The sequence below is a fragment of the Crossiella sp. S99.2 genome (assembly GCF_023094165.1).
Lineage (GTDB): Bacteria > Actinomycetota > Actinomycetes > Mycobacteriales > Pseudonocardiaceae > Crossiella.
On the sequence record NZ_JALMDK010000004.1, the window covers coordinates 1 to 22,940 of the forward strand.

23 protein-coding genes and 1 pseudogene are annotated in these 22,940 nt (G+C 70.7%); 2 read left to right on the forward strand and 22 right to left on the reverse strand.

What is annotated here, in order from left to right; all coding sequences use genetic code 11:
* Window positions 1-276: 276 nt before the first annotated feature.
* The 13 genes from metK to MZC64_RS15795 all read right to left on the reverse strand — a co-directional run bounded on the left by metK (window position 277) and on the right by MZC64_RS15795 (window position 14,542).
* Window positions 277-1,473: a methionine adenosyltransferase gene (metK, locus tag MZC64_RS15735; RefSeq protein ID WP_247757453.1), complete on the reverse strand. Its 1,197-nt coding sequence runs from the start codon at window positions 1,471-1,473 to the stop codon at window positions 277-279.
* Between the two features lie 65 nt (window positions 1,474-1,538).
* A complete protein-coding gene (gene coaBC / locus MZC64_RS15740; RefSeq protein ID WP_247757454.1) occupies window positions 1,539-2,789 on the reverse strand; it encodes a bifunctional phosphopantothenoylcysteine decarboxylase/phosphopantothenate--cysteine ligase CoaBC in 1,251 nt (416 codons plus the stop codon).
* Entirely contained in the window at window positions 2,786-3,073 is a 288-nt protein-coding gene (rpoZ, locus tag MZC64_RS15745) for a DNA-directed RNA polymerase subunit omega (protein WP_086789245.1), read from the reverse strand. Before rpoZ ends, coaBC begins: the two co-directional genes overlap by 4 nt.
* Window positions 3,070-3,687, reverse strand: a complete 618-nt coding sequence (gene gmk / locus MZC64_RS15750) for a guanylate kinase (RefSeq protein WP_247757455.1) — start codon at window positions 3,685-3,687, stop codon at window positions 3,070-3,072. The genes rpoZ and gmk overlap by 4 nt, the downstream gene beginning before the upstream one ends.
* Window positions 3,684-4,001 carry an integration host factor, actinobacterial type gene (gene mihF, locus MZC64_RS15755; protein ID WP_247757456.1) on the reverse strand — a complete coding sequence of 106 codons (318 nt, stop codon included), beginning with the start codon at window positions 3,999-4,001 and terminating at the stop codon, window positions 3,684-3,686. Before mihF ends, gmk begins: the two co-directional genes overlap by 4 nt.
* A gap of 346 nt (window positions 4,002-4,347) precedes the next feature.
* Window positions 4,348-5,184 carry an orotidine-5'-phosphate decarboxylase gene (gene pyrF / locus MZC64_RS15760; RefSeq protein WP_247757457.1) on the reverse strand — a complete coding sequence of 279 codons (837 nt, stop codon included), beginning with the start codon at window positions 5,182-5,184 and terminating at the stop codon, window positions 4,348-4,350.
* Window positions 5,181-8,498, reverse strand: a complete 3,318-nt coding sequence (gene carB / locus MZC64_RS15765; RefSeq protein WP_247757458.1) for a carbamoyl-phosphate synthase large subunit — start codon at window positions 8,496-8,498, stop codon at window positions 5,181-5,183. Before carB ends, pyrF begins: the two co-directional genes overlap by 4 nt.
* Window positions 8,498-9,628 carry a glutamine-hydrolyzing carbamoyl-phosphate synthase small subunit gene (carA, locus tag MZC64_RS15770; protein WP_247757459.1) on the reverse strand — a complete coding sequence of 377 codons (1,131 nt, stop codon included), beginning with the start codon at window positions 9,626-9,628 and terminating at the stop codon, window positions 8,498-8,500. Before carA ends, carB begins: the two co-directional genes overlap by 1 nt.
* Complete coding sequence (locus tag MZC64_RS15775; protein WP_247757460.1) at window positions 9,625-10,125, reverse strand: transporter; 501 nt, start codon at window positions 10,123-10,125, stop codon at window positions 9,625-9,627. Before MZC64_RS15775 ends, carA begins: the two co-directional genes overlap by 4 nt.
* Window positions 10,125-11,414, reverse strand: a complete 1,290-nt coding sequence (locus MZC64_RS15780) for a dihydroorotase (protein WP_247757461.1) — start codon at window positions 11,412-11,414, stop codon at window positions 10,125-10,127. The genes MZC64_RS15775 and MZC64_RS15780 overlap by 1 nt, the downstream gene beginning before the upstream one ends.
* Window positions 11,411-12,343, reverse strand: coding sequence for an aspartate carbamoyltransferase catalytic subunit (locus MZC64_RS15785; RefSeq protein ID WP_247757462.1), 933 nt, complete (start codon window positions 12,341-12,343; stop codon window positions 11,411-11,413). Before MZC64_RS15785 ends, MZC64_RS15780 begins: the two co-directional genes overlap by 4 nt.
* The gene (gene pyrR / locus MZC64_RS15790; RefSeq protein WP_308301036.1) at window positions 12,340-12,948 is read right to left on the reverse strand and encodes a bifunctional pyr operon transcriptional regulator/uracil phosphoribosyltransferase PyrR; all 609 of its coding nucleotides are present in this window, start codon (window positions 12,946-12,948) and stop codon (window positions 12,340-12,342) included. Before pyrR ends, MZC64_RS15785 begins: the two co-directional genes overlap by 4 nt.
* 103 nt (window positions 12,949-13,051) lie before the next feature.
* Window positions 13,052-14,542 carry an alkaline phosphatase family protein gene (locus MZC64_RS15795; protein WP_247757463.1) on the reverse strand — a complete coding sequence of 497 codons (1,491 nt, stop codon included), beginning with the start codon at window positions 14,540-14,542 and terminating at the stop codon, window positions 13,052-13,054.
* Between the two features lie 343 nt (window positions 14,543-14,885).
* Here MZC64_RS15795 and MZC64_RS15800 point away from each other — a divergent pair, with 343 nt between their 5' ends.
* Window positions 14,886-15,374 (forward strand): transcriptional regulator, encoded by a 489-nt coding sequence (locus MZC64_RS15800; RefSeq protein ID WP_016698573.1) that lies wholly within the window; start codon window positions 14,886-14,888, stop codon window positions 15,372-15,374.
* Window positions 15,375-15,570: 196 nt separating this feature from the next.
* On the opposite strand, the gene nusB is transcribed toward MZC64_RS15800, so the two are convergent.
* Genes nusB through MZC64_RS15815 form a run of 3 tightly spaced genes read right to left on the reverse strand, consistent with a single transcriptional unit; the run spans window position 15,571 to window position 17,695 of the window.
* Window positions 15,571-15,996: a transcription antitermination factor NusB gene (nusB, locus tag MZC64_RS15805; RefSeq protein WP_247757464.1), complete on the reverse strand. Its 426-nt coding sequence runs from the start codon at window positions 15,994-15,996 to the stop codon at window positions 15,571-15,573.
* The gene (efp, locus tag MZC64_RS15810; RefSeq protein WP_247757465.1) at window positions 15,996-16,559 is read right to left on the reverse strand and encodes an elongation factor P; all 564 of its coding nucleotides are present in this window, start codon (window positions 16,557-16,559) and stop codon (window positions 15,996-15,998) included. Before efp ends, nusB begins: the two co-directional genes overlap by 1 nt.
* Window positions 16,560-16,600: 41 nt before the next feature.
* Entirely contained in the window at window positions 16,601-17,695 is a 1,095-nt protein-coding gene (locus MZC64_RS15815) for a Xaa-Pro peptidase family protein (RefSeq protein ID WP_247757466.1), read from the reverse strand.
* Window positions 17,696-17,735: 40 nt separating this feature from the next.
* On the opposite strand from MZC64_RS15815, the gene MZC64_RS15820 reads away from it, so the two are divergent.
* Window positions 17,736-18,149 (forward strand): B-4DMT family transporter, encoded by a 414-nt coding sequence (locus MZC64_RS15820; RefSeq protein ID WP_247757467.1) that lies wholly within the window; start codon window positions 17,736-17,738, stop codon window positions 18,147-18,149.
* A gap of 65 nt (window positions 18,150-18,214) precedes the next feature.
* Here MZC64_RS15820 and MZC64_RS15825 read toward each other — a convergent pair whose 3' ends face one another.
* From MZC64_RS15825 to aroC, 6 genes and pseudogenes are all read right to left on the reverse strand, one after another.
* The gene (locus MZC64_RS15825; protein WP_247757468.1) at window positions 18,215-18,754 is read right to left on the reverse strand and encodes a GNAT family N-acetyltransferase; all 540 of its coding nucleotides are present in this window, start codon (window positions 18,752-18,754) and stop codon (window positions 18,215-18,217) included.
* Window positions 18,755-18,922: 168 nt separating this feature from the next.
* Window positions 18,923-19,468, reverse strand: coding sequence for a GNAT family N-acetyltransferase (locus MZC64_RS15830; RefSeq protein ID WP_247757469.1), 546 nt, complete (start codon window positions 19,466-19,468; stop codon window positions 18,923-18,925).
* The gene (gene aroQ / locus MZC64_RS15835; RefSeq protein ID WP_185007011.1) at window positions 19,465-19,893 is read right to left on the reverse strand and encodes a type II 3-dehydroquinate dehydratase; all 429 of its coding nucleotides are present in this window, start codon (window positions 19,891-19,893) and stop codon (window positions 19,465-19,467) included. The genes MZC64_RS15830 and aroQ overlap by 4 nt, the downstream gene beginning before the upstream one ends.
* Window positions 19,890-20,996, reverse strand: a complete 1,107-nt coding sequence (aroB, locus tag MZC64_RS15840) for a 3-dehydroquinate synthase (protein ID WP_247757470.1) — start codon at window positions 20,994-20,996, stop codon at window positions 19,890-19,892. Before aroB ends, aroQ begins: the two co-directional genes overlap by 4 nt.
* Window positions 20,997-21,238: 242 nt before the next feature.
* Window positions 21,239-21,754: pseudogene (locus MZC64_RS15845) on the reverse strand (shikimate kinase); the annotation flags it as partial.
* Window positions 21,751-22,938: a chorismate synthase gene (gene aroC, locus MZC64_RS15850; RefSeq protein WP_247757471.1), complete on the reverse strand. Its 1,188-nt coding sequence runs from the start codon at window positions 22,936-22,938 to the stop codon at window positions 21,751-21,753. The gene aroC and the pseudogene MZC64_RS15845, both read right to left, overlap by 4 nt.
* Window positions 22,939-22,940: the final 2 nt, after the last annotated feature.

Sequence of the window (22,940 nt, forward strand, 5' to 3'; positions counted from 1 at the left end):
GGCCGGGTGGTTTGTGAACCAGTCGGCGGCGTGATATTTTCCTTTTGGGTCGAGTCCGGATTTTTCGGGGCACGTCATACGCCACGGTGGCCGAACTTGTACGCCACGGTGGCCGTCACGGACCGCCGTCCGCCGACTTGGGCCAACTCGGCGTCCCAGTTGGGCCAACGTGGCGTACCACTTGGGCCAACTCGGCGTACGAGATCGGCCAACACGCCGGGCACAGTGAACGGCCGGGCTGCCCGTGGGCGGCCCGGCCGTTCGCTGTGGTCAAGCTCAGACCAGGAGGGCCTTGAGGGCGTCGGCGCGGTCGGTGCGCTCCCACGGCAGGTCCAGGTCGGTGCGGCCGAAGTGGCCGTACGCGGCGGTCGGGGCGTAGATCGGGCGGAGCAGGTCCAGGTCGCGGATGATGGCGGCCGGGCGGAGGTCGAAGACCTGGGTGATGGCCTGCTGGATCTTCTCCGGGTCGACCTTCTCGGTGCCGAAGGTCTCCACGAACAGGCCCACCGGGGCGGCCTTGCCGATGGCGTAGGCGACCTGGACCTCGGCGCGGGTGGCCAGGCCGGCCGCGACGACGTTCTTGGCGACCCAGCGCATAGCGTAGGCGGCGGAGCGGTCGACCTTCGACGGGTCCTTGCCGGAGAAGGCGCCGCCGCCGTGGCGGGCCATGCCGCCGTAGGTGTCGACGATGATCTTGCGGCCGGTCAGGCCGGCGTCGCCCATGGGGCCGCCGATGACGAAGCGGCCGGTGGGGTTGACCAGCAGGCGGACGTCGCTGGTGTCGATGTCCAGGCCGGCCAGCTCGGGCAGCACGACCTGCTCGCGGATGTCGACGGCGAGCATCTGCTCCAGGTCGATGTCGGCGGCGTGCTGGCTGGAGACGACCACGGTGTCCAGGCGGACCGGGCGGTCACCGGCGTACTCGATGGTGACCTGGGTCTTGCCGTCGGGACGCAGGTAGGGCAGCACGCCGTCCTTGCGGACCTTGGTCAGGCGGCGGGAGAGCCGGTGCGCCAGCGCGATCGGCAGCGGCATCAGCTCCGGGGTGTCGGTGCTGGCGTAGCCGAACATCAGGCCCTGGTCGCCGGCGCCCTGCTTGTCGATCTCGTCCTCGGTGCCCTCGACCCGCGACTCGTGCGCGGTGTCCACGCCCTGCGCGATGTCCGGGGACTGCGAGCCGATCGCCACGTTCACGCCACAGGAGTGGCCGTCGAAGCCCTTGGCCGAGGAGTCGTAGCCGATCTCCAGGATCTTCTCCCGCACGATGGTCGGGATGTCGGCGTAGGCCTCGGTGGTCACCTCGCCCGCGACGTGCACCTGGCCAGTGGTGATGAGCGTCTCCACCGCGACCCGGCTGCGCGGGTCCTTGGACAGCAGACCGTCGAGGATCGAGTCGCTGATGGCGTCGCAGATCTTGTCCGGGTGCCCTTCGGTCACGGACTCACTGGTGAAGAGACGGCTGTTCTGGCTCACGGTTCTCCCCTGGAGACAAGTTAGGTACGGCTAAGTAGCTTAGTTGGGGGTGCCCAGAGCATGGCTCACAGGCGGTCAGAGCGGGAAAGCCGCAGGATCGCGTCCCACACTGTGGACGCGAACCGGGCTTTCGAGCCCTGTGGGATGGGCGCCTCTGCGCCGTCTGCCGTGAGCAGCCATCCCTGGTTGTGCTCGACCTCGAAGGCCTTGCCGTCGCCCACCGCGTTGACGACCAGCAGGTCGCAACCCTTGCGGGCGAGCTTCGCTCGTGCGTGGTCGAGCACGTCGCCGCCTGGATCTCCAGTCTCCGCGGCGAACCCGACGACCAGTTGACCCGGACGTCGTCCCTTGACCAGCTCCACCAGGATGTCAGGGTTTCGCCGGAGTTCAAGCGGCTGTGGCTCGGAACCTTCGGTTTTCTTAATTTTGTGATCCACGAACTCTGCCGGTCGGAAGTCGGCGACGGCGGCGGCCATGACCACCACGTCTGCCTGCTCAGCGGCACTGAGCACGGCCTCGCGGAGCTGGTCGGCGGTGCTCGCCGGGATCACCTCGACCCCGGCCGGGTCGCTCAGGATCCCGCCGGTGACGGTGGAGACCAGGGTGACCTGGGCGCCGCGCTGGGCGGCGACCCTGGCCAGGGCGTAGCCCTGTTTGCCGGAGGACCGGTTGGTCAGGTACCGGACCGGGTCGAGGGGTTCGCGGGTGCCGCCCGCGGAGATCACCACGCGCTGGCCGGTGAGATCGCGCGGCAGCGCGTCCGGGCGCTCCAGCAGCAGGGTGGCCAGCGCCACGATCTCGCTGGGCTCGGGCAGCCGGCCCTTGCCGGTGTCCTTGCCGGTCAGCCGCCCGGAAGCGGGTTCGGCGACGATCACGCCGCGGGAGCGCAGGGTGGCCACGTTGGCCTGGGTGGCCGGGTGTTCCCACATCTCGGTGTGCATGGCGGGGACCATCAGCACCGGGCAGCGCGCGGTGAGCAGCGTGCCGGTGAGCAGGTCGTCGGCCATGCCGGCGGCGGCCTTGGCCATCAGGTCCGCGGTGGCGGGGGCGACGACGACCAGGTCGGCGGTCTGCCCGATGCGCACGTGCGGGACCTCGGGCACGTCGGTGAACACGCCGGTGGCCACCGGTTGCCCGGAGAGTGCCTCGAAGGTGGCGGCGCCGACGAAGCGGAGTGCCGCCTCGGTCGGCACCACGCGCACCGCGTGGCCGGACTCGGTCAGCCTGCGCAGGACCTCACAGGCTTTGTAGGCGGCGATCCCGCCACCTACGCCGAGCACGACCCGCGGCCGGTGCTCTGCTGGGGTGGAACTCACTCGCCTTCGGTGTGTTCGAGCACACCGGCGTGGATCTCGCGCATGGCGATGGACAGCGGCTTCTCCCGCGCGCCCGGCTCCACCAGCGGTCCGACGTACTCGAGCAGGCCCTCGCCGAGCTGCGCGTAGTAGTCGTTGATCTGGCGGGCCCGCTTCGCGGCGTAGATCACCAGCGCGTACTTCGAGCTGACCTTCTCGAGCAGGTCGTCGATCGGCGGGTTGGTGATGCCCAGCGGGGTGTTGGCCGGTTCGGCCAGGACACCCAGCTCAGTGGGGATGCTCACTCGCATGCTCCTGCGGTCGTGTTGCGCACCGGATGAGTATCAGTGCCGGTCAACAAGGTTACCAAGTCCTCGGCGGCCCGTTGCACGTCGTGGTTGACGATCACCACGTCGAACTCGTCCTTGGCGGCCAGTTCCTCCCGGGCGGTGTCCAGCCGGCGGCGCACCACGTGCTCCGGTTCGGTGCCGCGACCAACTAGGCGGCCGACGAGCACCTCCCAGCTGGGTGGGGCCAGAAAGACCTGGACCGCCTCGGGCGCGGCGGCCCTGATGGCCCGCGCGCCCTGCAGGTCGACCTCGACGAGAATGGGCTCACCTGCGGAAAGCCGCTGCTCGACGGGGCCGCGGGGGGTGCCGGAGCGGTGGGTGCCGCGATGGATCTCGGCCCACTCCAGCAGTTCGTTCCCGGCGATCATCCGGTCGAACTCGGCCGGGGTGACGAAGTGGTAGTCGCGGCCGTCCTCCTCGCCGGGGCGCGGGGCCCTGGTGGTGGCGGACACGCTGAACCACAAGCCGGGCATGATCTTGCGCAGCCGCCCGACCACGCTGCTCTTACCGACGCCCGAAGGGCCGGCCAGTACTACCAGCCGGCCCCTCGTGGTTGTTGAGTCGGTCACTCGGCGCTGAACTCGGTCAGCAGCGCCTTGCGCTGCCGGTCACCGAGTCCACGAAGACGACGACTCGCCGCGATCTCCAACCGCTCCATGATCTGAGCGGCGCGAACCTTGCCAACGCCGGGAAGGGCCTCAAGAAGGGCCGAGACCTTCATCTTGCCCAGGACCTCGTCGGTCTCCGCGGCCTTGAGCACGTCCTTGAGGTTGGTGCCGCCGCGCTTGAGGCGCTCCTTGAGCTCCGCGCGGGCACGACGAGCCGCAGCCGCCTTCTCCAACGCTGCGGCCCGCTGCTCCTCGGTCAGCTGGGGAAGGGCCACGTTATTCCTCCGTATGTGGGGTGTCCTCTAGGAAAGGTGCCGCGACCGTACCGAGGGCTTCCGACTCGGCACAACGCGGGTCCGGATTCTCTACGCCGAGTGGTGCTGGAGTAGGCCCGTCCTCCGCCGGAAATCAGCCTGGGGGCTGAATCCCGTGCGCCGGGTCGTCGTTCTCGCGACGGACTTGGTTCGATGTCGTCCTTCGAAAATTTTCGGTTCCGGCCTGGTTTCGTACCCCAGTTCGGGACGCCGTTCTCGTCGGCCGCATCTGGCACCGGCCGCAACTACTACCAGCTCAGACCGGGTTGACGCCACCCGCCGCGGTTGGTCGCCCCGATCTTGTAGGTCACACGGAGGACAGCGCGGCCACATCCCGCTGGGTCCGGCGCACAGCCCCGCGAAGTGCTGCGACGTCCGGTCCGTGCTTCAGAATGTCCCGCGAACTGGCCGGCAGGACGTGCGGCAGCGCGTCCCCGAACACCGCCTTCAACTCGGCCGGGCCGGCCCCCTGCGCACCGTAGCCCGGCGCCAGAATAGGGCCGTTGAGCTGCGACAACTCCAGTCCGTGACGGCCGACGGTGGCCCCGATGACCACGCCGATCCCACCCAGTGGATCGGCCCCGGAGTTGACCTCCGCCGCCGAGTCCACAATGGACTGTGAGATCGTTTTTCCGTCCGCGGTCCGGGCGGACTGGACGGTGCGCGCCTCCGGGTTGGATGTGAGCGCGAGCACGAAAATTCCTCTGCCGTTTTCCGTCGCCGCGCGCACGGCCGGGTCCAGAGAACCGAATCCCAAATACGGCGAAAGTGTCACCGCGTCACCCGCCAAAGGTGAACCTTCGGTCAGATATGCGGCGGCATAGGCGGCCATCGTGGACCCGATATCGCCCCGTTTGGCGTCCACGAGCACCAGCGCGCCCGCCGCCCGGCCCTCCGCAATCACCCGTTCGAGTACTGCCATGCCCCGGGAGCCGTAGGTCTCGAAGAACGCGGCCTGCGGTTTGAGCACGGCCACCTCGCCGGCCAGGGCCTCCACCGCGGTCAGCGCGAAGCGCTCTAGGCCGGCCACGTCGGCGGTCAGGCCCCAGTCGGCGAGCAGGCCGGGGTGCGGGTCGATGCCCGCGCACAGCGGTCCCCTGGCGGAGACCGCTGTGCTCAGCCGCGCGCCGAAGCTCGCGTTCACCGGGCGTCCTTGAGCGCCGCCTGGAGCGCCTGCAGCGGCCGGACCTCGATATCGCCCCTGATGAGGGCCTCGATGCCGTGTACGGCGGCGGCAGCGCCCTGCACGGTGGTGATACAGGGGATGTCCTTGGCGACCGCGGCGGTGCGGATCTCGTAGCCGTCGATGCGCGGCCCGGAGTTGCCGTAGGGGGTGTTGATGACCATGTCCACGCCGCCGGCGTTGATGAGGTCGACGATGTCGCCGCCGACGGCCTCGCCGCGCTCCTCGAAGTGCTTGCGCACGACCGTGCACGGGATGCCGTTGCGCCGGAGCACCTCGGCGGTGCCCTCGGTGGCAAGGATTTCGAACCCGAGGTCGGCCAGTCGCTTGATCGGGAAGACCATGGCCCGCTTGTCCCGGTTGGCCACCGAGACGAACACCTTGCCGCTGGTGGGCAGGGAGCCGTAGGAGGCGGCCTGGGACTTGGCGAAGGCCTTGCCGAAGGAGGTGTCGATGCCCATGACCTCGCCGGTGGACTTCATCTCCGGTCCGAGCAGCGAGTCCACGCCCTTGCCCTCGGGGGTACGGAAGCGGTGGAAGGGCAGCACGGCCTCCTTGACCGCGACCGGCGCGTCGGCGGGCAGTTCGGCCCCGTCGCCGGTGGCCGGCAGCATGCCCTCGGTGCGCAGTTCGGAGATCTTCGCGCCGAGCATCACCCTGGCCGCCGCCTTCGCCAGGGGCACCGCGGTGGCCTTGGAGACGAACGGGACGGTGCGGGAGGCGCGCGGGTTGGCCTCCAGGACGTAGAGCACGTCGTCCTTGAGCGCGTACTGCACGTTGAGCAGGCCGCGCACGCCGATGCCGCGGGCGATGGCCTCGGTGGAGCGGCGGACCGCCTCGATGTCGGTGCGGCCCAGGGTGATCGGCGGCAGCGCGCAGGCGGAGTCGCCGGAGTGGATGCCTGCTTCCTCGATGTGCTCCATCACGCCGCCCAGGAAGACCTCGGCGCCGTCGCAGAGCGCGTCCACGTCGATCTCGATGGCGTCGTCGAGGAAGCGGTCCACCAGCACCGGGTGTTCGGGGCTGACCTCGGTGGCGCGGGCGATGTAGCCGGCCAGGGACTGCTCGTCGTAGACGATCTCCATGCCGCGCCCGCCGAGCACGTAGGAGGGCCGCACCAGGACCGGGTAGCCGATCTCGTCGGCGATCTTCTTCGCGCCGACGAAGCTGGTCGCGGTGCCGTACTTGGGCGCGGGCAGGCCGGCGCCGACCAGCACGTCGCCGAAGGCGCCGCGGTCCTCGGCCAGGTGGATGGCCCCGGCCGGGGTGCCCACCACCGGCACGCCGGCGTCGGTGAGCTTCTGCGCCAGGCCGAGCGGGGTCTGCCCGCCCAGCTGCACGATCACCCCGGCCACGGTGCCGGAGCGCTGCTCGGAGTGCACCACTTCCAAGACGTCCTCGAAGGTGAGCGGCTCGAAGTAGAGCCGGTCGGAGGTGTCGTAGTCGGTGGAGACGGTCTCCGGGTTGCAGTTGACCATGACGGTCTCGTAGCCGGCCTCGCGCAGGGCGAGCGCGGCGTGCACGCAGGAGTAGTCGAACTCGATGCCCTGGCCGATCCGGTTGGGCCCGGAGCCCAGGATGAGCACCTTGGGCCGATCCGGCTGGGGCGCGACCTCGCATTCGGCGTCGGGGTCCAGCTCGTAGGCGGAGTAGTGGTACGGGGTCTGCGCGGCGAACTCGGCGGCGCAGGTGTCCACCGTCTTGTAGACCGGCCGCACACCGAGCCGGTGCCGCAGGGTGCGCACCCCGTCCTCACCGGCCAGTTCGTCGCGCAGCGCGGCGATCTGGCGGTCGGAGAGCCCGGCCCGCTTGGACCGGCGCAGCAGCGGCTCGTCGAGCACCGGCGCGGCCAGGATCTCCGCGCGCAGTTCGACCAGGGAGGCGATCTGGTCGACGAACCAGGGGTCGATGCCGGAGGCCTCGTGCACCTGCTCGACGGTGGCGCCCAGGCGCAGCGCGAGGTCGACGGTGTAGAGCCGCCCGTCGTGGCCGCGTTCCAGCTTCCGCAGGGTCTCGGCCAGGGTGGCGTTGTCCGGGTCGGGGCGGGTCCAGAACCCGGCGGCCTTGGTCTCCATCGAGCGCAGGGCCTTGCCGAGGGCCTCGGTGAAGTTGCGGCCGATGGACATGGCCTCGCCGACGCTCTTCATGGTGGTGGTCAGCGTGGGGTCGGCGCCGGGGAACTTCTCGAAGGCGAACCGGGGGACCTTGACCACCACGTAGTCCAGGGTCGGCTCGAAGGAGGCCGGAGTCTCCTTGGTGATGTCGTTGCGGATCTCGTCCAGGGTGTAGCCGATGGCCAGCTTGGCGGCGATCTTGGCGATCGGGAAGCCGGTGGCCTTGGAGGCCAGCGCGCTGGACCGGGACACCCGGGGGTTCATCTCGATGACGACCATGCGGCCGGTTTGCGGGTGGATGGCGAACTGGATGTTGCAGCCGCCGGTCTCCACACCGACCGCGCGCAGCACGTCGATGCCGACATCGCGCATGTGCTGGTATTCGCGGTCGGTCAGGGTCATCGCGGGGGCGACGGTGACCGAGTCGCCGGTGTGCACGCCCATCGGGTCGATGTTCTCGATGGAGCAGATGACGACCACGTTGTCCCGGTGGTCGCGCATGAGTTCGAGTTCGTACTCCTTCCAGCCGAGCACGCTCTCCTCGATGAGCACCTCGGTGACCGGGCTCTCCGCGAGGCCGGTGGCGGCCAGGCGTTCCAGCTCGTCCTGGGTGTGCGCCATGCCCGAGCCCAGGCCGCCCATGGTGAAGGAGGGCCGGATGACGACCGGCAGGCCGAGTTCGGCGACGGTGGCGCGGACCTCGTCCATGGTGTTGCAGACCCGGCTGCGCGGGGTCTCGCCGCCGATGGAGGCGACGATGTCCTTGAACTTCTGCCGGTCCTCACCTCGCTGGATGGCGTCGATGTCGGCGCCGATCAGCTCGACCTGGTACTTGTCCAGGGTGCCGCGCTCGTGCAGCGCGATGGCGGTGTTGAGCGCGGTCTGCCCGCCCAGGGTGGCCAGGATCGCGTCCGGGCGTTCCTTGGCGATGACCTTCTCCACGAACTCCGGGGTGATCGGCTCGACGTAGGTGGCGTCGGCGAACTCCGGGTCGGTCATGATGGTGGCCGGGTTGGAGTTGACCAGCGAGACGCGCAGGCCCTCCTCCCGCAGCACCCGGCACGCCTGGGTGCCGGAGTAGTCGAACTCGCAGGCCTGGCCGATGACGATCGGGCCGGACCCGATCACCAGGACGTGCTTGATGTCGGTGCGTTTCGGCATCAGTTGTTCCCGTCCTTGTCGGCCATGAGGTTCACGAACTCGTCGAAGAGCGGGGCCGCGTCGTGTGGTCCGGCCGCGGCCTCGGGGTGGTACTGGACGCTGAAGGCGGGCACGTCGAGTGCGCGCAGGCCTTCCACGGTGTCGTCGTTGGGGCAGTAGTGGCTGATCATCGCCGCGCCGAACTCGGAGTCGAACCGCTCGCCGGGGGTGCCCTCGACGGCGAAGCCGTGGTTCTGCGCGGTGATGGCGACCTTGCCGGTGGCCACGTCGATGACCGGGATGTTGATGCCCCGGTGCCCGTAGCGCATCTTGTAGGTGCCGCGGCCCAGGGCGCGGCCGAGGATCTGGTTGCCGAAGCAGATGCCGAACAGCGGCAGCTTGCGGCGCAGCACCTCGCGGGTGACCGCGACGGCGTGTTCGGCGGTGGCCGGGTCGCCGGGCCCGTTGGACAGGAACACCCCGTCCGGGTTGAGCGCGAGGATGTCCTCGATCCCGGAACCCAGTGGCAGCACGTGCGTCTCGATGCCGCGGGCGGACATCATCCGCGGCGTGTTGGCCTTGATGCCCAGGTCCAGGGCGGCCACGGTGAACTTCTTCGCACCCAGCGCCGGGACCACGTAGGTCTGCGCGGTGGTGACGTCCCCGGCCAGGTCGGCGCCGGCCATCGCGGGGGCCTGGCGGACCCGCTGGATGAGCGCCTCGGTGTCGGCGAGTTCGGCGCCGGAGAAGATCCCGGCGCGCATGGCGCCGCGGTCCCGGATGTGCCGGGTCAGCGTGCGGGTGTCCACCCCGGCGATGCCGACGATGTGCTGGTTGACCAGCTCCTCGTCCAGGGAGCGGGTGGAGCGCCAGTTGGACGGGGTCCGCGCGGGGTCGCGCACGACGTACCCGGCGACCCAGATCCGGCTGGACTCGTCGTCCTCGTCGTTCCAGCCGGTGTTGCCGATCTGCGGCGCGGTCTGCACCACGATCTGCCGGTGGTAGGACGGATCGGTGAGGGTTTCCTGGTAGCCGGTCATGGCGGTGGAGAAGACGACCTCGCCCAGCGAGGCGCCGGTGGCGCCGTAGGCCTCGCCACGGAAGGTTCTGCCGTCTTCCAGCACGAGCACGGCGGCGTTACGCGGACTCATTGCGCTGCCTTCCTTTGCGTGATTGCGGCGATCCAGTCGGAGTAGCCGGTTTTGTCGTCACCGCGGAAACCGGTGTCCAGCAGGTGTTCCCCGTGTGCCCAGGTGATCACCAGCAGTCCGTTGTTCCCGACGACCTTGCCGGCCAGCCCGCGTGCGGTGCGGGCGTCGCGGATCGTGCCGGCGTCGATCCACAGTGGACTGGCGCCGATGCGGTCGAGGAGCAGTCCCTCGGGGTAGAGGGTGGCCGTGGCCTCGGCGCGGTGGCCGATGTCGGCGACGGTGATGCGGTCGACCCAGTTCTCCGCCGCGGTGGTGCCGACGTAGACGCCGGTCTCCGGCGGCAGCAGTGGTTCCACTGTGGACAGTCCGGCCGGGACGGCGGGGAACGGGGGCAGTTCGGCGGCCTGACGGCGGGAGCGCTTGCGCCAGCCGTGCAGCATGCCGTAGGCGCACAACAGGATCAGCGCGATCATGGCCAGGGTGAGCAGGATCCGCATCAGGTGCGCGCCTTCCCGTCGGCGGCGGTGATCTCGCCGCGCAGCATGGTGAGCACGACCCTGGCGGGCAGCTCCATGCCTTCGAAGGGGGTGTTGGCGGCGATGCTGGCGAACTCACGGCCGCGCACGGTCCAGCGGGCCTCGGGGTCGACGAGCACCAGGTTGGCCGGTTCGCCCTGCGCCAGCGGACGGCCCTGGTCGGGCAGTCCGGCGATGGCGGCGGGGCGTTCACTCATCACCCTGGCCACGCCGCGCCAGTCCAGCAACCCGGTCTCCACCATGGTCCGCGCGACCACCGACAGCGCGGTCTGCAGGCCGAGCATGCCGGGGCGGGCGGCGGCCCACTCGCAGTCCTTGTCCTGCACCGCGTGCGGGGCGTGGTCGGTGGCCACGCAGTCCAGCACACCCTCGGCCAGGGCCTGCCGCAGCGCTTCGGCGTCGGAGGCGGCGCGCAGGGGCGGGTTGACCTTGTTGACCGGGTCGAAGGTGTCCAGGCGGTCGTCGGTGAGCAGCAGATGGTGCGGGGTGACCTCGGCCGAGACCTGGGTGCCGCGGTTCTTGGCCCAGCGCAGCACGTCCACGGTCCCCGCGGTGGAGACGTGGCAGATGTGCAGGCGCGCCCCGGCGTGCTGGGCGAGCAGGCAGTCACGGGCCACAATGGACTCTTCGGCCGCGGCGGGCCAGCCCTGGAGGCCGAGCCGGGCCGCGTTCTCCCCTTCGTGGGCCTGCGCGCCGACGGTGAGCCGGGGCTCCTCGGCGTGCTGGGCGATCACCGCGTCCAGTGCCTTGCTGTACTCCAGCGCCCTGCGCATGATCAGCGGGTCGTGCACGCAGTGCCCGTCGTCGCTGAACATCCGCACGTTCGCCTTGGATTTGGCCATGGTGCCGAGTTCGGCGAGTTTGGTGCCGGCCAGGCCGACGGTGACCGCGCCGACCGGGTGCACGTCGACCAGGCCGACCCGCTTCCCCTCGGCGTAGACGTGTTCGACGATGAGCGCGTTGTCGGCGACCGGGTCGGTGTTGGCCATGGCGAAGACCGCGGTGTAGCCGCCGAGCGCGGCCGCGGCGGAGCCGGTGGCGATGGTCTCGGTGTCCTCGCGGCCGGGTTCGCGCAGGTGCACGTGCAGGTCGACGAAACCGGGCAGCAGCACCTGGCCCTGCGCCTCGACGACCTCGGCGCCCTCGGCGCTCAGGTCGGCGCCGATGGTCTCGATGACACCGTCGCGGATGAGCACATCCACGGGTTCGCCCGCGCCGTAGAGCCGGGCGCCCTTGATCAGGGTGGTCACGCGACAGCCTCCTCTCCGGCCAGCAGGTGGTACAGAACCGCCATCCTCATGTGCACTCCGTTGCTGACCTGGTCGGTGATGGCCGCGCGGGGCGAGTCGGCGACCGCGGAGGCGATCTCCATGCCGCGCAGCATCGGACCGGGATGCAGCACGACCGCGTGTTCGGGCAGCATCCGCAGTCGGGCCTCGTTGAGGCCGTAAGCGATCGAATATTCCTTGGCGGAGGGGAAGTAACCGCCGTGCATGCGTTCGGCCTGCACCCGCAGCAGCATGACCGCGTCCAGCGCGGGCAGTTCGGCGTCCAGGTCGTAGCTGACCGGCACGCCCCACTGCTCGACCCCGACCGGCACCAGGGTGGGCGGGGCGACCAGGACGACCTCGGCGCCGAGGGTGCGCAGCAGGTGCACGTTGGAGCGGGCGACCCGGCTGTGCAGCAGGTCGCCGACGATCCCGATCCGCTTGCCCGCCAGGTCGCCGAGCCGCTCGCGCAGCGTGGCGGCGTCCAGCAGCGCCTGGGTGGGGTGTTCGTGCATGCCGTCACCGGCGTTGATCACCGCGGTGCCGGTGCCCTCCAGCCAGGTCGCCAGCCGGTGCGCGGCGCCGGAGGCCGGGTGCCGGATGATCACGCAGTCCGCGCCGATGGCGGAGAGGGTGAGCGCGGTGTCGCGCAGGGATTCGCCCTTGTTCACCGAGGAGGCGCTGGCCGAGACGTTGACCACGTCGGCGCTCATCCACTTGCCCGCGACCTCGAAGGAGACCCTGGTGCGGGTGGAGTTCTCGTAGAACAGGGTGAGCACGGTGCGCCCGCGCAGGGTGGGCAGTTTGCGGACCTCGCGGCCCAGCAAGGTCTTCTTGAGTTCCGCGGCGGTGTCGAGCAGCGTGGTGGCCCAGCTCGGTTCCAGCGTCGCGGTGGTCAGCAGGTGCTTCACCGCTGGGGGTCTCCTTCTTCGCTCCGGCGCAGCACGACCGCGTCCCGTCCGTCCACTTCGGACAGCAGCACGGCGACCTCCTCGCTGCGGGAGGTCGGCACGTTCTTGCCGACGTAGTCGGCCCGGATGGGCAGTTCGCGGTGGCCGCGGTCGACGAGCACGGCCAGTTGCACGGCGGCGGGGCGGCCGTGGTCGCGCAACGCGTCCAGGGCGGCCCGGATGGTGCGGCCGGAGAAGAGCACGTCGTCGACCAGGATCACCAGGTGGTCGTCGATGCCGGTCTCGGGCAGCCGGGTGCGTTCCAGCGGACGGTTGGGGCGGCGGCGCAGGTCGTCGCGGTAGAGCGTGACGTCCAGGGAGCCCAGCTCGACCTCGACGCCGCTGAAGTCGGCGATGCGTTCGGCGAGCCTGCGGGCCAGGGGCGCGCCGCGGGTGTGGATGCCGAGCAGGGCGACGGGCGCGCTGCCCGCGGCGTCCAGCGCGGTTTTCTCGATGACCTGGTGGGCCATGCGGGCGATGGTGCGCGCGACATCGCCGACCGAGAGCAGTTCACGCTCTCCGGCCGGATCCGCCGCGCCACCCCGCTCGGGGCGTGGCACGAGGATGACCTCCTTCTCCGCCTCACGGGACGGGTCCTTAAAGGATGTGTCCGCACGGTAACAAACAAGACGGGGACCAGCGAAGCACCGCCGGTCCCCATCAGTAGTTTCAGGGCTGCCGAGTGACAGAAACCTCGTCTACCGCCCAGTACCAGTTGTTCACCCCGGCCAGTCGTAGCCCGATCCGGGCGTTTTTCGCGCCGCTGGGTAGTGGCACGGTCACTGATTCCCGCCCACCGGGGGTGTCCGCGGTCCACTTCCGGACCTCGACCGGCGTGCCGCCGTCAACCTGCAGAAGAAGCTGGGCGAGCTGGCCGCCTTCCTGCCGGTAGTAGTGGGTGAGGTCGACCCGGAGCTTGCCGCCGGTCCCGCCCTCGGCCGGGGTCCAGAGGGTGGAGTCGAACTTCTTGCCGGTGGCATCGGTGGTGTCGGCCCACTCGTCGGAGTCGGCGACCGCGATCACGCCGCGGCCGCGGACGAAGGTCTCCCGGTTCTGCCCGGTCTGCGCGGAGGACCAGAACGCGTCGGTGGTCAGGGTCCAGCCCCGCCACTCGGGCACGCCGCCGCCGGGCTGGGCCGCGTTGTCCACGCTCCAGCCGCTGGGCACCTGCTGGGTCCAGCCGAGCACCGAGGCCGGGATGTTCTCCGTCTGCGCGGGCTTGAGCTGGGCGGTCTCGAACGGGTCGGTGACCGGCGCGAACAGCGAGCGTCCTGCCAGCTTGGCGTCGGGGGTGACGGCGAGGTGGGTGAGCGCGGTGTGCGCGAGGTCCACCAGGCGGGTGGTGCGGGGCTTGGCGGCGGGCACGCCGTCGCCGGTGGCCAGGATGAAGGTGGAGCGCTCGTCCAGGCTGGGTCCGCCGTGGCCGCCGCCGGGGGTGTGCCCGTGGTCGGTGGTGAGCATGACCAGCCACTTCTCCGCCGCGCGGCTGCTGCGCGCGGCCACGGCGTCCAGGAGTCGCTTGACGTAGCCGTCCATCCGGGCCAGTTCGGCCAGGTACTCGGGGCTGGCCGCGCCCTTGTTGTGCCCGACGATGTCCTGCTGGCCGAGGTAGACGTAGGAGGCGTCCGCCTTGTCGTTCTTCAGGTGCGCTTCGGCGCGCTGGACGATGGTGGCGTCGTGCGCGACGTACCCGTCCCGGTCGCCATCGAGGACGATCTTGGTGTCGATCTTGTCGCCGATGATGCGGTCGCCGATGGGCTTCCAGTCCATCGCGGCCCAGGTGTCCTTGCCCGGATCGGCGGCTTCAACCCGGCTGAGCCAGTCGGGATACTCGGCGAGGCGGTTGCCGGCGAAGGAGTTCTCCTTGACGCCGTGCTGGTCGGGCCAGGTGCCGGTGAGGATGGTGGACCAGCCGGGGCCGGAGGAGGTGGCGGCCATCGGGTTGGCGTAGAGCAGGCTGCGCGCCTCCGTGCCGGTGCGCTGGAGTCCCTGCAGGGTGGGCGCGGTGGCGTCGGCGATCCGGGAGACCAGCAGCCCGTCGATGCCGATGACCAGCACCTTGGGCGCGGGGTCGACCGCGGCGGCGGGTGAGATCGCGGTGAGCAGTAGCCCGATCGCCGCAGCGATCGCCCCCGCCGAGCGACGCAGTGGTAGCCGCATGCATCCTCCTTCGAAGTGGTCTAGATGTGTTATCGAACTCTGGCGGGCACGAGGAGCCAACGGGCTAAGACCGGTCGTCACCCGAATGACCGCAGGGTGAACGACACGCCGTCACCAACTTGCTCACGGGCTGACACAGGACTGGTTACTGCCCGCTCAACTGGGGCGATGACGTGCGAAGGGTCAACCATCCGGGTGGTTGCGCCCCGCTCGCCCGCATGCCGCAACGAGATCAGCTTGACCTGGTGACTTCGACGAGTAACCATTACTCTCCGTATTGATCTGAGCTTTCCCCGCGGTAAGTGGTACCGGCTGACGGGGCGAACGAACGGAGAACCGCCACATGGGCGACTACGCCAAGGCGCTGGGTGCCAAGCTCCGCGCGATCCGCCAGCAGCAGGGCCTGTCCCTGCATGGCGTGGAGCAGAAGTCGGGCGGTCGCTGGAAGGCCGTTGTCGTCGGCTCCTATGAGCGCGGGGACCGGGCCGTCACGGTGCAGAAACTGGCAGAACTGGCCGACTTCTACGGCGTCCCGGTGGCGGAACTGCTGCCGGAGGGCCGGGTGCCCTCGGGCGCCGAGCCGGCCACCAAGATCGTGATCAATCTGGAGCGGTTGCAGCAACTACCAGCGGAGAAAGTCGGGCCGCTGGCCCGGTACGCGGCCACCATCCAGAGCCAGCGCGGGGACTACAACGGCAAGGTGCTCTCCATCCGCACCGAGGACCTGCGCTCGCTGGCCATCATCTACGACATGTCCCCCGGTGAGCTGACCGAACAGCTGATCGACTGGGGCGTGCTGCCGCCCGAGGCCCGTCCGGCCAAGGAAGACTGAGCAAGGCGGGTGGGTGGTTGTCGTGGAACCACCCACCAACCCAGGCAGTCCAGTGTTTTCGGAGTTCCGGCCGCGGTGAGGTCCCTCCCCCGCCGCGGCCCCCGATCAGCGCGCCTCCCCCTGCACAGCTGACAACACCGCGGGGCGCCCCCTGATCAGGGACGCCCCGCGGTCTGTGTTCCGTTGTTCCTGCGGCTCAGCCGTTGTTGGCCGCGCGCAGGTGATCGGCGATCCCGGCGATCCGGCCGAGCACCCCGTTGACGAAGCGCGGCGAATCGTCGGTGGACAGCGCCTTGGCGAGTTCGATCGCCTCGTCGATGGCGACCGCGTCCGGCACATCGGTGGCCCACAGCAGCTCGAACAGGCCCAGGCGCAGCACCGCGCGGTCGACCGCGGGCATCCGGGACAGCGACCAGCCCTCGGAGTGCTCGATGATCAGTTCGTCGATGCGGTCACGGTGACTGGTGACGCCTTCCACCAGGGTGACCGTGTAGTCGTTGACCGGCGGCACGTCGGGCGAGCCGACCCGGCCGGAGAGCAGCGTGACCGGGTCGAGGTCGCGCTGGTCGGCCTCGAAGAGGACGTCGACCGCGCGTTTGCGGGCTTTGCTCCTGGCGCCCATCAGGAGTTGACGCGACCGAGGTAACGCCCGTCCCGGGTGTCCACCTTGACCTTCTCGCCGGTGGAGACGAACAGCGGGACCTGGATCTCCGCGCCGGTCTCCAGGATGGCGGGCTTGGTCCCGCCGGTGGAGCGGTCGCCCTGCAGGCCGGGGTCGGTGTGCTGGATGATCAGCTCGACCGAGGCGGACAGCTCCACGAACAGCGGCGATCCCTCGTGCGAGGCGACCATGGCGTTGGCGTTCTCCAGCAGGTACTTGGCCGCGTCGCCAACGGTCACCTCCTCGACCGGGATCTGGTCGTAGGTGTCCAGGTCCATGAAGACGAACTGCTCGCCGTCGCGGTAGAGGTAGGTCATCTCACGGCGGTCGACAGTGGCGGTCTCGACCTTCACACCCGCGTTGAAGGTCTTGTCCACCACCTTGCCGGTCAGCACGTGCTTGAGCTTGGTCCGCACGAACGCGGGGCCCTTGCCCGGCTTGACGTGCTGGAACTCGACGACCGTCCAGAGCTGGTCCTCGATCTTCAGCACCAGTCCGTTTTTGAGGTCGTTGGTCGTGGCCACGGTGGTGGGTTCTCCTGTTGTCGTGAACGAGGTTCGTGCGGCTAGACGACCACGAGATCCTTGGTGGTCAGGGTGAGCAGCTCGGGCGCGCCCTCGCGCACCACGAGCGTGTCCTCGATGCGGACGCCACCCCGACCGGACAGGTACACGCCAGGTTCGACGGTGACCGCCATGCCGGCGGTCAGTGTACCTACGCCGAGCTTGGACAGGCTCGGAGCCTCGTGGATCTCGAGTCCGACGCCGTGGCCGAGGCCGTGCAGGAAGCGTTCGCCGTGCCCCGCGGCCTCGATCACCGCGCGCGCCGCGGCGTCCACCGCGGCGACCTCGACCCCCGGCGCGAGCGCCTCCCGCCCGGCTGCCTGCGCGGCCGCGACCAGGTCGTACAGCTCCCGCTGCCAGTCCGCGGCCCGGCCCAGCACGAGGGTGCGGGTCATGTCGGAGTGGTAGCCGCCGACCCGGGCGCCGAAATCGAGTTTGACCAGGTCACCGGTGATCAGCACGGCGTCGGTGGGCCGGTGGTGCGGCACCGCGGAGTTGGCTCCGGCGGCCACGATGGTCTCGAAGGAGGGTCCGGCGGCGCCGTGTTCGGCCATCCGGTCCTCCAGTTCGCGCCCCACCTCCTTCTCGGTGCGGCCGGGCCGCAGCCCACCGTGCGAGATGAGGTCGGCCAGGGCCCGGTCGGCGGCCGCGCAGGCCATCCGCAGCGCCTCCACCTCGTCCTCGTCCTTGACCAGCCGCAGTTGCTCGACCAGCTTCGGCGCCCTGGCCAGCTCGACCCGTTCGCCGGCCGCCGCCAGCAGGTCGAACCCGTCCACGGTCACGTGGTGGCTCTCGAATCCGACCCGCCCGCCAGGGACGCCGGTGAGCAAGGCCACGTCGCAGGGCCGCTCGATCAGCCGCTCCAGGTCGGGGACCTGGGCCGCGGACTGGGTGAGGTAGCGCCCGTCGGTGCAGAAGACGGTGCCGCGTTCGTCCGCGGCCTCATCCGCGGCCGAGACCAGCAGGGCGGCGTTGGACCCGGTGAACCCGGTGAGGTAGCGAACGTTGAGCAGGTTGGTGACCAGCATGGCGTCCAACCGCCGGGCGCGCAGTTCAGCGCGCAGGGCAGCACGACGACGGGCGTGCGACTCGGGCATGAGTGGAGCCTACGGGGCCCGACCGATACTGTGCGCCCTCATGCGGAGCTGGGTGTGGCGGGGCTTGGTGCTGGCGGTGTTGCACGCCGCCGCGCAGACCGCGGTGGCCGCCATCCGCGTCTACAACCCCCCGGCCACCACCCTGACCCAGACGCTCACCCTGGGTTTCCTGGTCGCCCTGGTCCTGGCCTGGGGCACGGTCGACGGCCGCCGCAGACCGGCCTGCGCGATGACCTGGTTCTACACCGGCCTGCTGGCAGGCCCGATAGCCGGCCTCCTGGGCGTCCTGGCCCAATCCACCCTGGTAGACGCCACCGGCCTGGAGTCCCTGGGCACCGCGATGACCGGCGGCGCCGCCTTCACCGCCCTGCTGATCGCCGGCCCGGCCCTACTGGGCGCCCTGCTCGGCCGCCGCCCGCAAACCCCGGCCACCCAGCCACCCGACCCGGCCTGACCACGGCGCCCGCCGCGGCCTGCCACAGCCCGGTTCCGGCCCGCCCACGGCTTCGTTCCCGCCGGTCAGCGCCGGGACAGCGCACCCGCTCGGGGCGTGTTCTCCCCCAGCCGGACCAGCACCCGGTGCTCAGCCCCGTAGTGCACCCCCGAGGCCACCTCGACGAACCCGAGCCGCCCGGCCAGCCGCAAACTCGGCGCGTTCTCCGGTCGCACCAATGCCCACACCGCGGGTAACCCCAAGCCCTCGAACCCGTGGTCCAGCAACGCCCGCGCCGCCTCCCCCGCCAGCCCCAGTCCCCAGTGCGCCCGCCCGATGGACCAGCCGGTCTCCACCGCGGGCGCGGGCAGTTCGTGCGAGGGCCGCAGGTGCCCGTAACCGATGACGGCGCCGTCGAGCAGGAAGGTCAGATACCCCATGCCTTCGGGATATCCGGCCGAGGTCCGCTCCTCGGCCCACTCCCGCACCGCCTCGGGCCGGGACAGATCCCGCCCGAGCCAGCGCGAGGTGTCCGGATCGGCGAACACCTCGGCCAGCCGCGGCACATCGGCCAATTCCAGCGGCCGCAACACCAGTCGCCGGGTCCGCAGCAGCGTCGCCACCATCGCTCAGCTCCTCACCAGCACACTCGGTCAGCTCAGCTCCACGCCATCAGCCCACTCAGCTCCGTGCCCCCGGCCCGCGCAGCTCCCTGCCCTCGGCCCGCTCCGCGCCAATGCCCTCGGTCCGCTCCGCCCCAGCACCCTCTTTCGGCTCCGCACCAGCACCCTCTTTCAGGTCCGCACCAGTCGGCGAGGCTGGGCGCGGCTGGCCCGCAGCGACACGTGCACCTCCACCGACTGGCCGAGCTTCTCCTGCCAGCCGACGTTGACGAACCCGGCCCGCTCGGCCACCCGCTTGCTGGGCAGGTTGTCCGGGTGGATCAGCGCCCACACCGCGGGCGCCCCCACTGTGTCGTGCGCGTGCTGGAGCAGTGCCTGCACCGCCTCGGTGGCCAGTCCCTTGCCGCGGTAGCCGCCGCCGATCGCCCAGCCCATGGACAGGAACGGCGGCGGGAACTGCCGGAAGGCGGACAGGTGCCCGAATCCGGCGGCCACCCCGTCGACCTCGAACACGCAGTGCCCCAGCCCATCGGTGCGCTGCTCGACCAGGTTCATGGTCAGCAGCGCCCGCAACGCCTCCGGGTCGGCCAGGTCGACCGAAGTGTAGGGCGACCCGTCCAGTCCTTCCCCGGCGAACGCGGTGACCAGGCGTTCCTCATCACCGGCGGTGAGCGGCCGGAGCACGAGGCGGTCGGTGCGCAGGACCGGCAGGCTCATGCCTTGCCGGCCAACCATCGCAACGCCAGCGCGTAGCCGTCCACACCCAGTCCGACGATCACCCCGGCGGCCAGTTCGGAGAGGTAGCTGTGGTGCCGGAACTGCTCGCGCTTGTGCACGTTGGAGATGTGCACCTCGACCAGTGGCGCGGTGAGCGCGGCACAGGCGTCCCGCACCGCGATCGAGTAGTGCGTCCAGGCCCCGGCGTTGAGCACCACAGGTGTCCGCGCGTCGGCGGCCTCGTGCAGCCACTCCAGCATCTGGCCTTCGTGGTCGGTCTGCCGCACCTCGACCTCGATGCCCAGTTCCGCGCCGGTGCGCAGGCAGAGCGCGATCAGGTCGTCGTGCGTGGTGCTGCCGTACACGGCGGGTTCGCGGGTGCCGAGCCTGCCGAGGTTGGGGCCGTTGAGCACGAGCACGTTCACAGCAGCACTCCCCCGGCGGCGGTGTCGTCCTTGGCGATCGCCGAGTAGGCCGCGGCGAGCAGGCTCGGGTCGGGTCCTTCGAGCCTGCCCGGTTTGGCCAGCCCGTCGAGCACCACGAACCGCAGCAGCCCGGCCCGGTTCTTCTTGTCCCCGCGCATGCCCTCCATGAGCTGGGGGAAGGCATCGGCGTCGTAGCTCACCGGCAGGCCGAGGGACTGGAGCACGCTGCGGTGCCGGTCCACAGTGGCATCGTCCAGCCGCCCGGCGGCCCGCGCCAGTTCGGCGGCGAACACCAGTCCGACGCTGACCGCGGCCCCGTGCCGCCACCGGTAGCGTTCCCGCCGCTCGATGGCGTGCGCCAGGGTGTGCCCGTAGTTGAGCACCTCCCGCAAGGAGGACTCCTTGAGGTCGGCCGACACCACATCCGCCTTGACCTGGATCTTGCGCCGCACCAGCTCGGCCAGCACGTCCCCGGCCGGGTCGAGCGCGACCTGCGGATCGGCCTCGATCAGATCGAGGATGACCGGATCGGCGATGAACCCGCCCTTGACGACCTCGGCCATCCCGGCGACCAGTTCGTTGCGCGGCAACCCGTCCAGGGTGGCCAGGTCGACCAGCACCGCGGTGGGCTCGTGGAACACCCCGACCAGGTTCTTGCCCGCGTCGGTGTTGATCCCGGCCTTGCCGCCGACCGCAGCGTCCACCATGCCGAGCAGCGTGGTCGGCACGTGCACGACCCGCACCCCACGCATCCAGGTGCCCGCGACGAACCCGGCCAGGTCGGTCACGGCCCCGCCCCCGAGGCCGATGACGACCCCGGTCCGGTCCAGCCCGATCTTGCCCAGCACCTCCCAGCAGAAGGCGGCCACACCCAGCGCCTTGCCGTCCTCGGCGTCGGGAACCTCGACGCGATGCGCGTCGACCCCGGCCGCGGCCAGTTCCGCGCGCACGGTCTCGGCGGTCTCGGCGAGCGTGGGCTGGTGCACGATGGCCGCCTTGCCCACCCCGCGCAACGTCTCCACCAACTCGCCCAGCAGCCCTCGCCCGACGATCACGTCGTAGGGCGCGCCACTGTCCACCCGGATCCGCACCGGCTCGGTCATCGTGTCCCTTCCTCAATCCGCGCCTGCGCCGCGCTGCCTGCTCCCGCGCCGCCTGCCGCCGTGCCGCCCGCAACCGAGCCGCCCGCTGCCGGGCCACTGACTGCCGGGCCATCCGCTGCCGGACCACCGGCTGCCGGTTCACCTGCAACCGAGCTGCCCGCCGCCGCGCCGCCCGCACCCGAGTCGCCTGCCATCAGGCCGCCCGTTGCCGGGTCGCCCGCAACCGAGTCGCCTGCTGCCGGTGCGGCCGTGCTCGTGGCCAGGCCGCCGAGCGCCGCGGTGACGACCTCGTCCGGGGTCAGCGCGTCGGTGGCCACCTCCACCGTGGCGACCTCCCGGTACAGCGGCAGCCGCGCGTCCAGCAACGCCTTGAACGTGGCCCGCGGGTTGACCCCCGCCAGCAACGGCCGCGCCGTGGACAACCCGGTGCGCCGCACGCCTTCGGCCATGCCGACGTTGAGGAACACCACGGTCTGCTCGGCCAGCAGTGCCCGGGTGCGCTCGGACAGCACCGCGCCGCCGCCCAGGGACAGCACCCCGTCGTGCTCGGTGAGCGCGGCCGCGATGGCCTGCTCCTCCAGCCGCCGGAACACCGGTTCGCCGTCGGTGGTGAAGATCTCCGAGACCGCCTTGCCCGCGGTCTTCTCCACCAGGGTGTCGGTGTCCTGGAAGCCGAGCCCGAGCCGTTGGGCCAACAGCTCGCCGACCGTGCTCTTGCCTGATCCGGGCGGTCCGACGACCACCGCTCGTGGGCTCACCGGCGGTTCTCCAGGGCCTTGAGGTAGGACTCGACGTTGCGCCGGGTCTCCTCGACGGAGTCACCGCCGAACTTCTCCAGCACCGCGTCGGCCAGCACCAGGGCGACCATGGCCTCGGCGACCACACCGGCCGCCGGGACCGCACACACGTCGGAGCGCTGGCTGATGGCCACCGCGGGTTCGCCGGTCGCGGTGTCCACCGTGGCCAGGGCGCGGGGGACGGTGGAGATCGGCTTCATCGCGGCGCGCACACGAAGGATCTCGCCGTTGGTGATGCCTCCTTCCAGTCCGCCAGCTCGGTTCGACCTGCGGTTCACTCCGGACGGTCCACTGCCCGGTTCGATCTCGTCGTGCGCCTGGCTGCCTCGCCGCCGGGCGGTCTCGAAGCCGTCACCGACCTCGACACCCTTGATGGCCTGGATGCCCATCAGCGCACCGGCCAGCCGCGAGTCCAGCCGTCGGTCCCAGTGCACGTGCGAGCCGAGACCCGGCGGCAGCCCGTAGGTCAGCACCTCGACCACCCCGCCCAGGGTGTCGCCGTCCTTCTTCGCCTCGTCGACCTCGGCGACCATGGCTTCGCCGGCCGCAGCGTCGAAGGCCCGCACCGGACTGGCGTCGACAGCTTCCAGGTCAGCGGGCGTGGGCAGCACCCCGGCGGGCGCGGCGACGGTGCCGATGGAGATGACGTGGCTGAGCACGTCAACGCCGAGCGCCTGCTTCAGGAACGCCTTGGCCACGGTGCCGAGCGCGGTGCGCGCCGCGGTCTCCCGGGCGCTGGCGCGTTCCAGCACCGGCCGCGCGTCGTCGAAGCCGTACTTGAGCATGCCGGGCAGATCAGCGTGGCCGGGCCGGGGCCGGGTCAGGGGTGCGTTGCGCCCCAGGTTGGCCAGCTCCTCCGGATCAACCGGATCGGCGGCCATGACCTTGTCCCAGCGTGGCCACTCCGAATTGCCGATACGGACCGCGACCGGCCCGCCCTGGCTGCGTCCGTGGCGGACACCGCCGAGGAACTCGACCTCGTCAGCCTCGAATTTCATCCGGGCCCCACGGCCGTGGCCGAGTCGCCGCCGGGCGAGCTGGGTGGCCAACTCCCCCGTGGTGACCTCCACTCCGGCGGGCAGACCTTCCAACACGGCGACCAGGGCCGGTCCGTGTGATTCCCCAGCAGTGATCCAGCGCAACACGA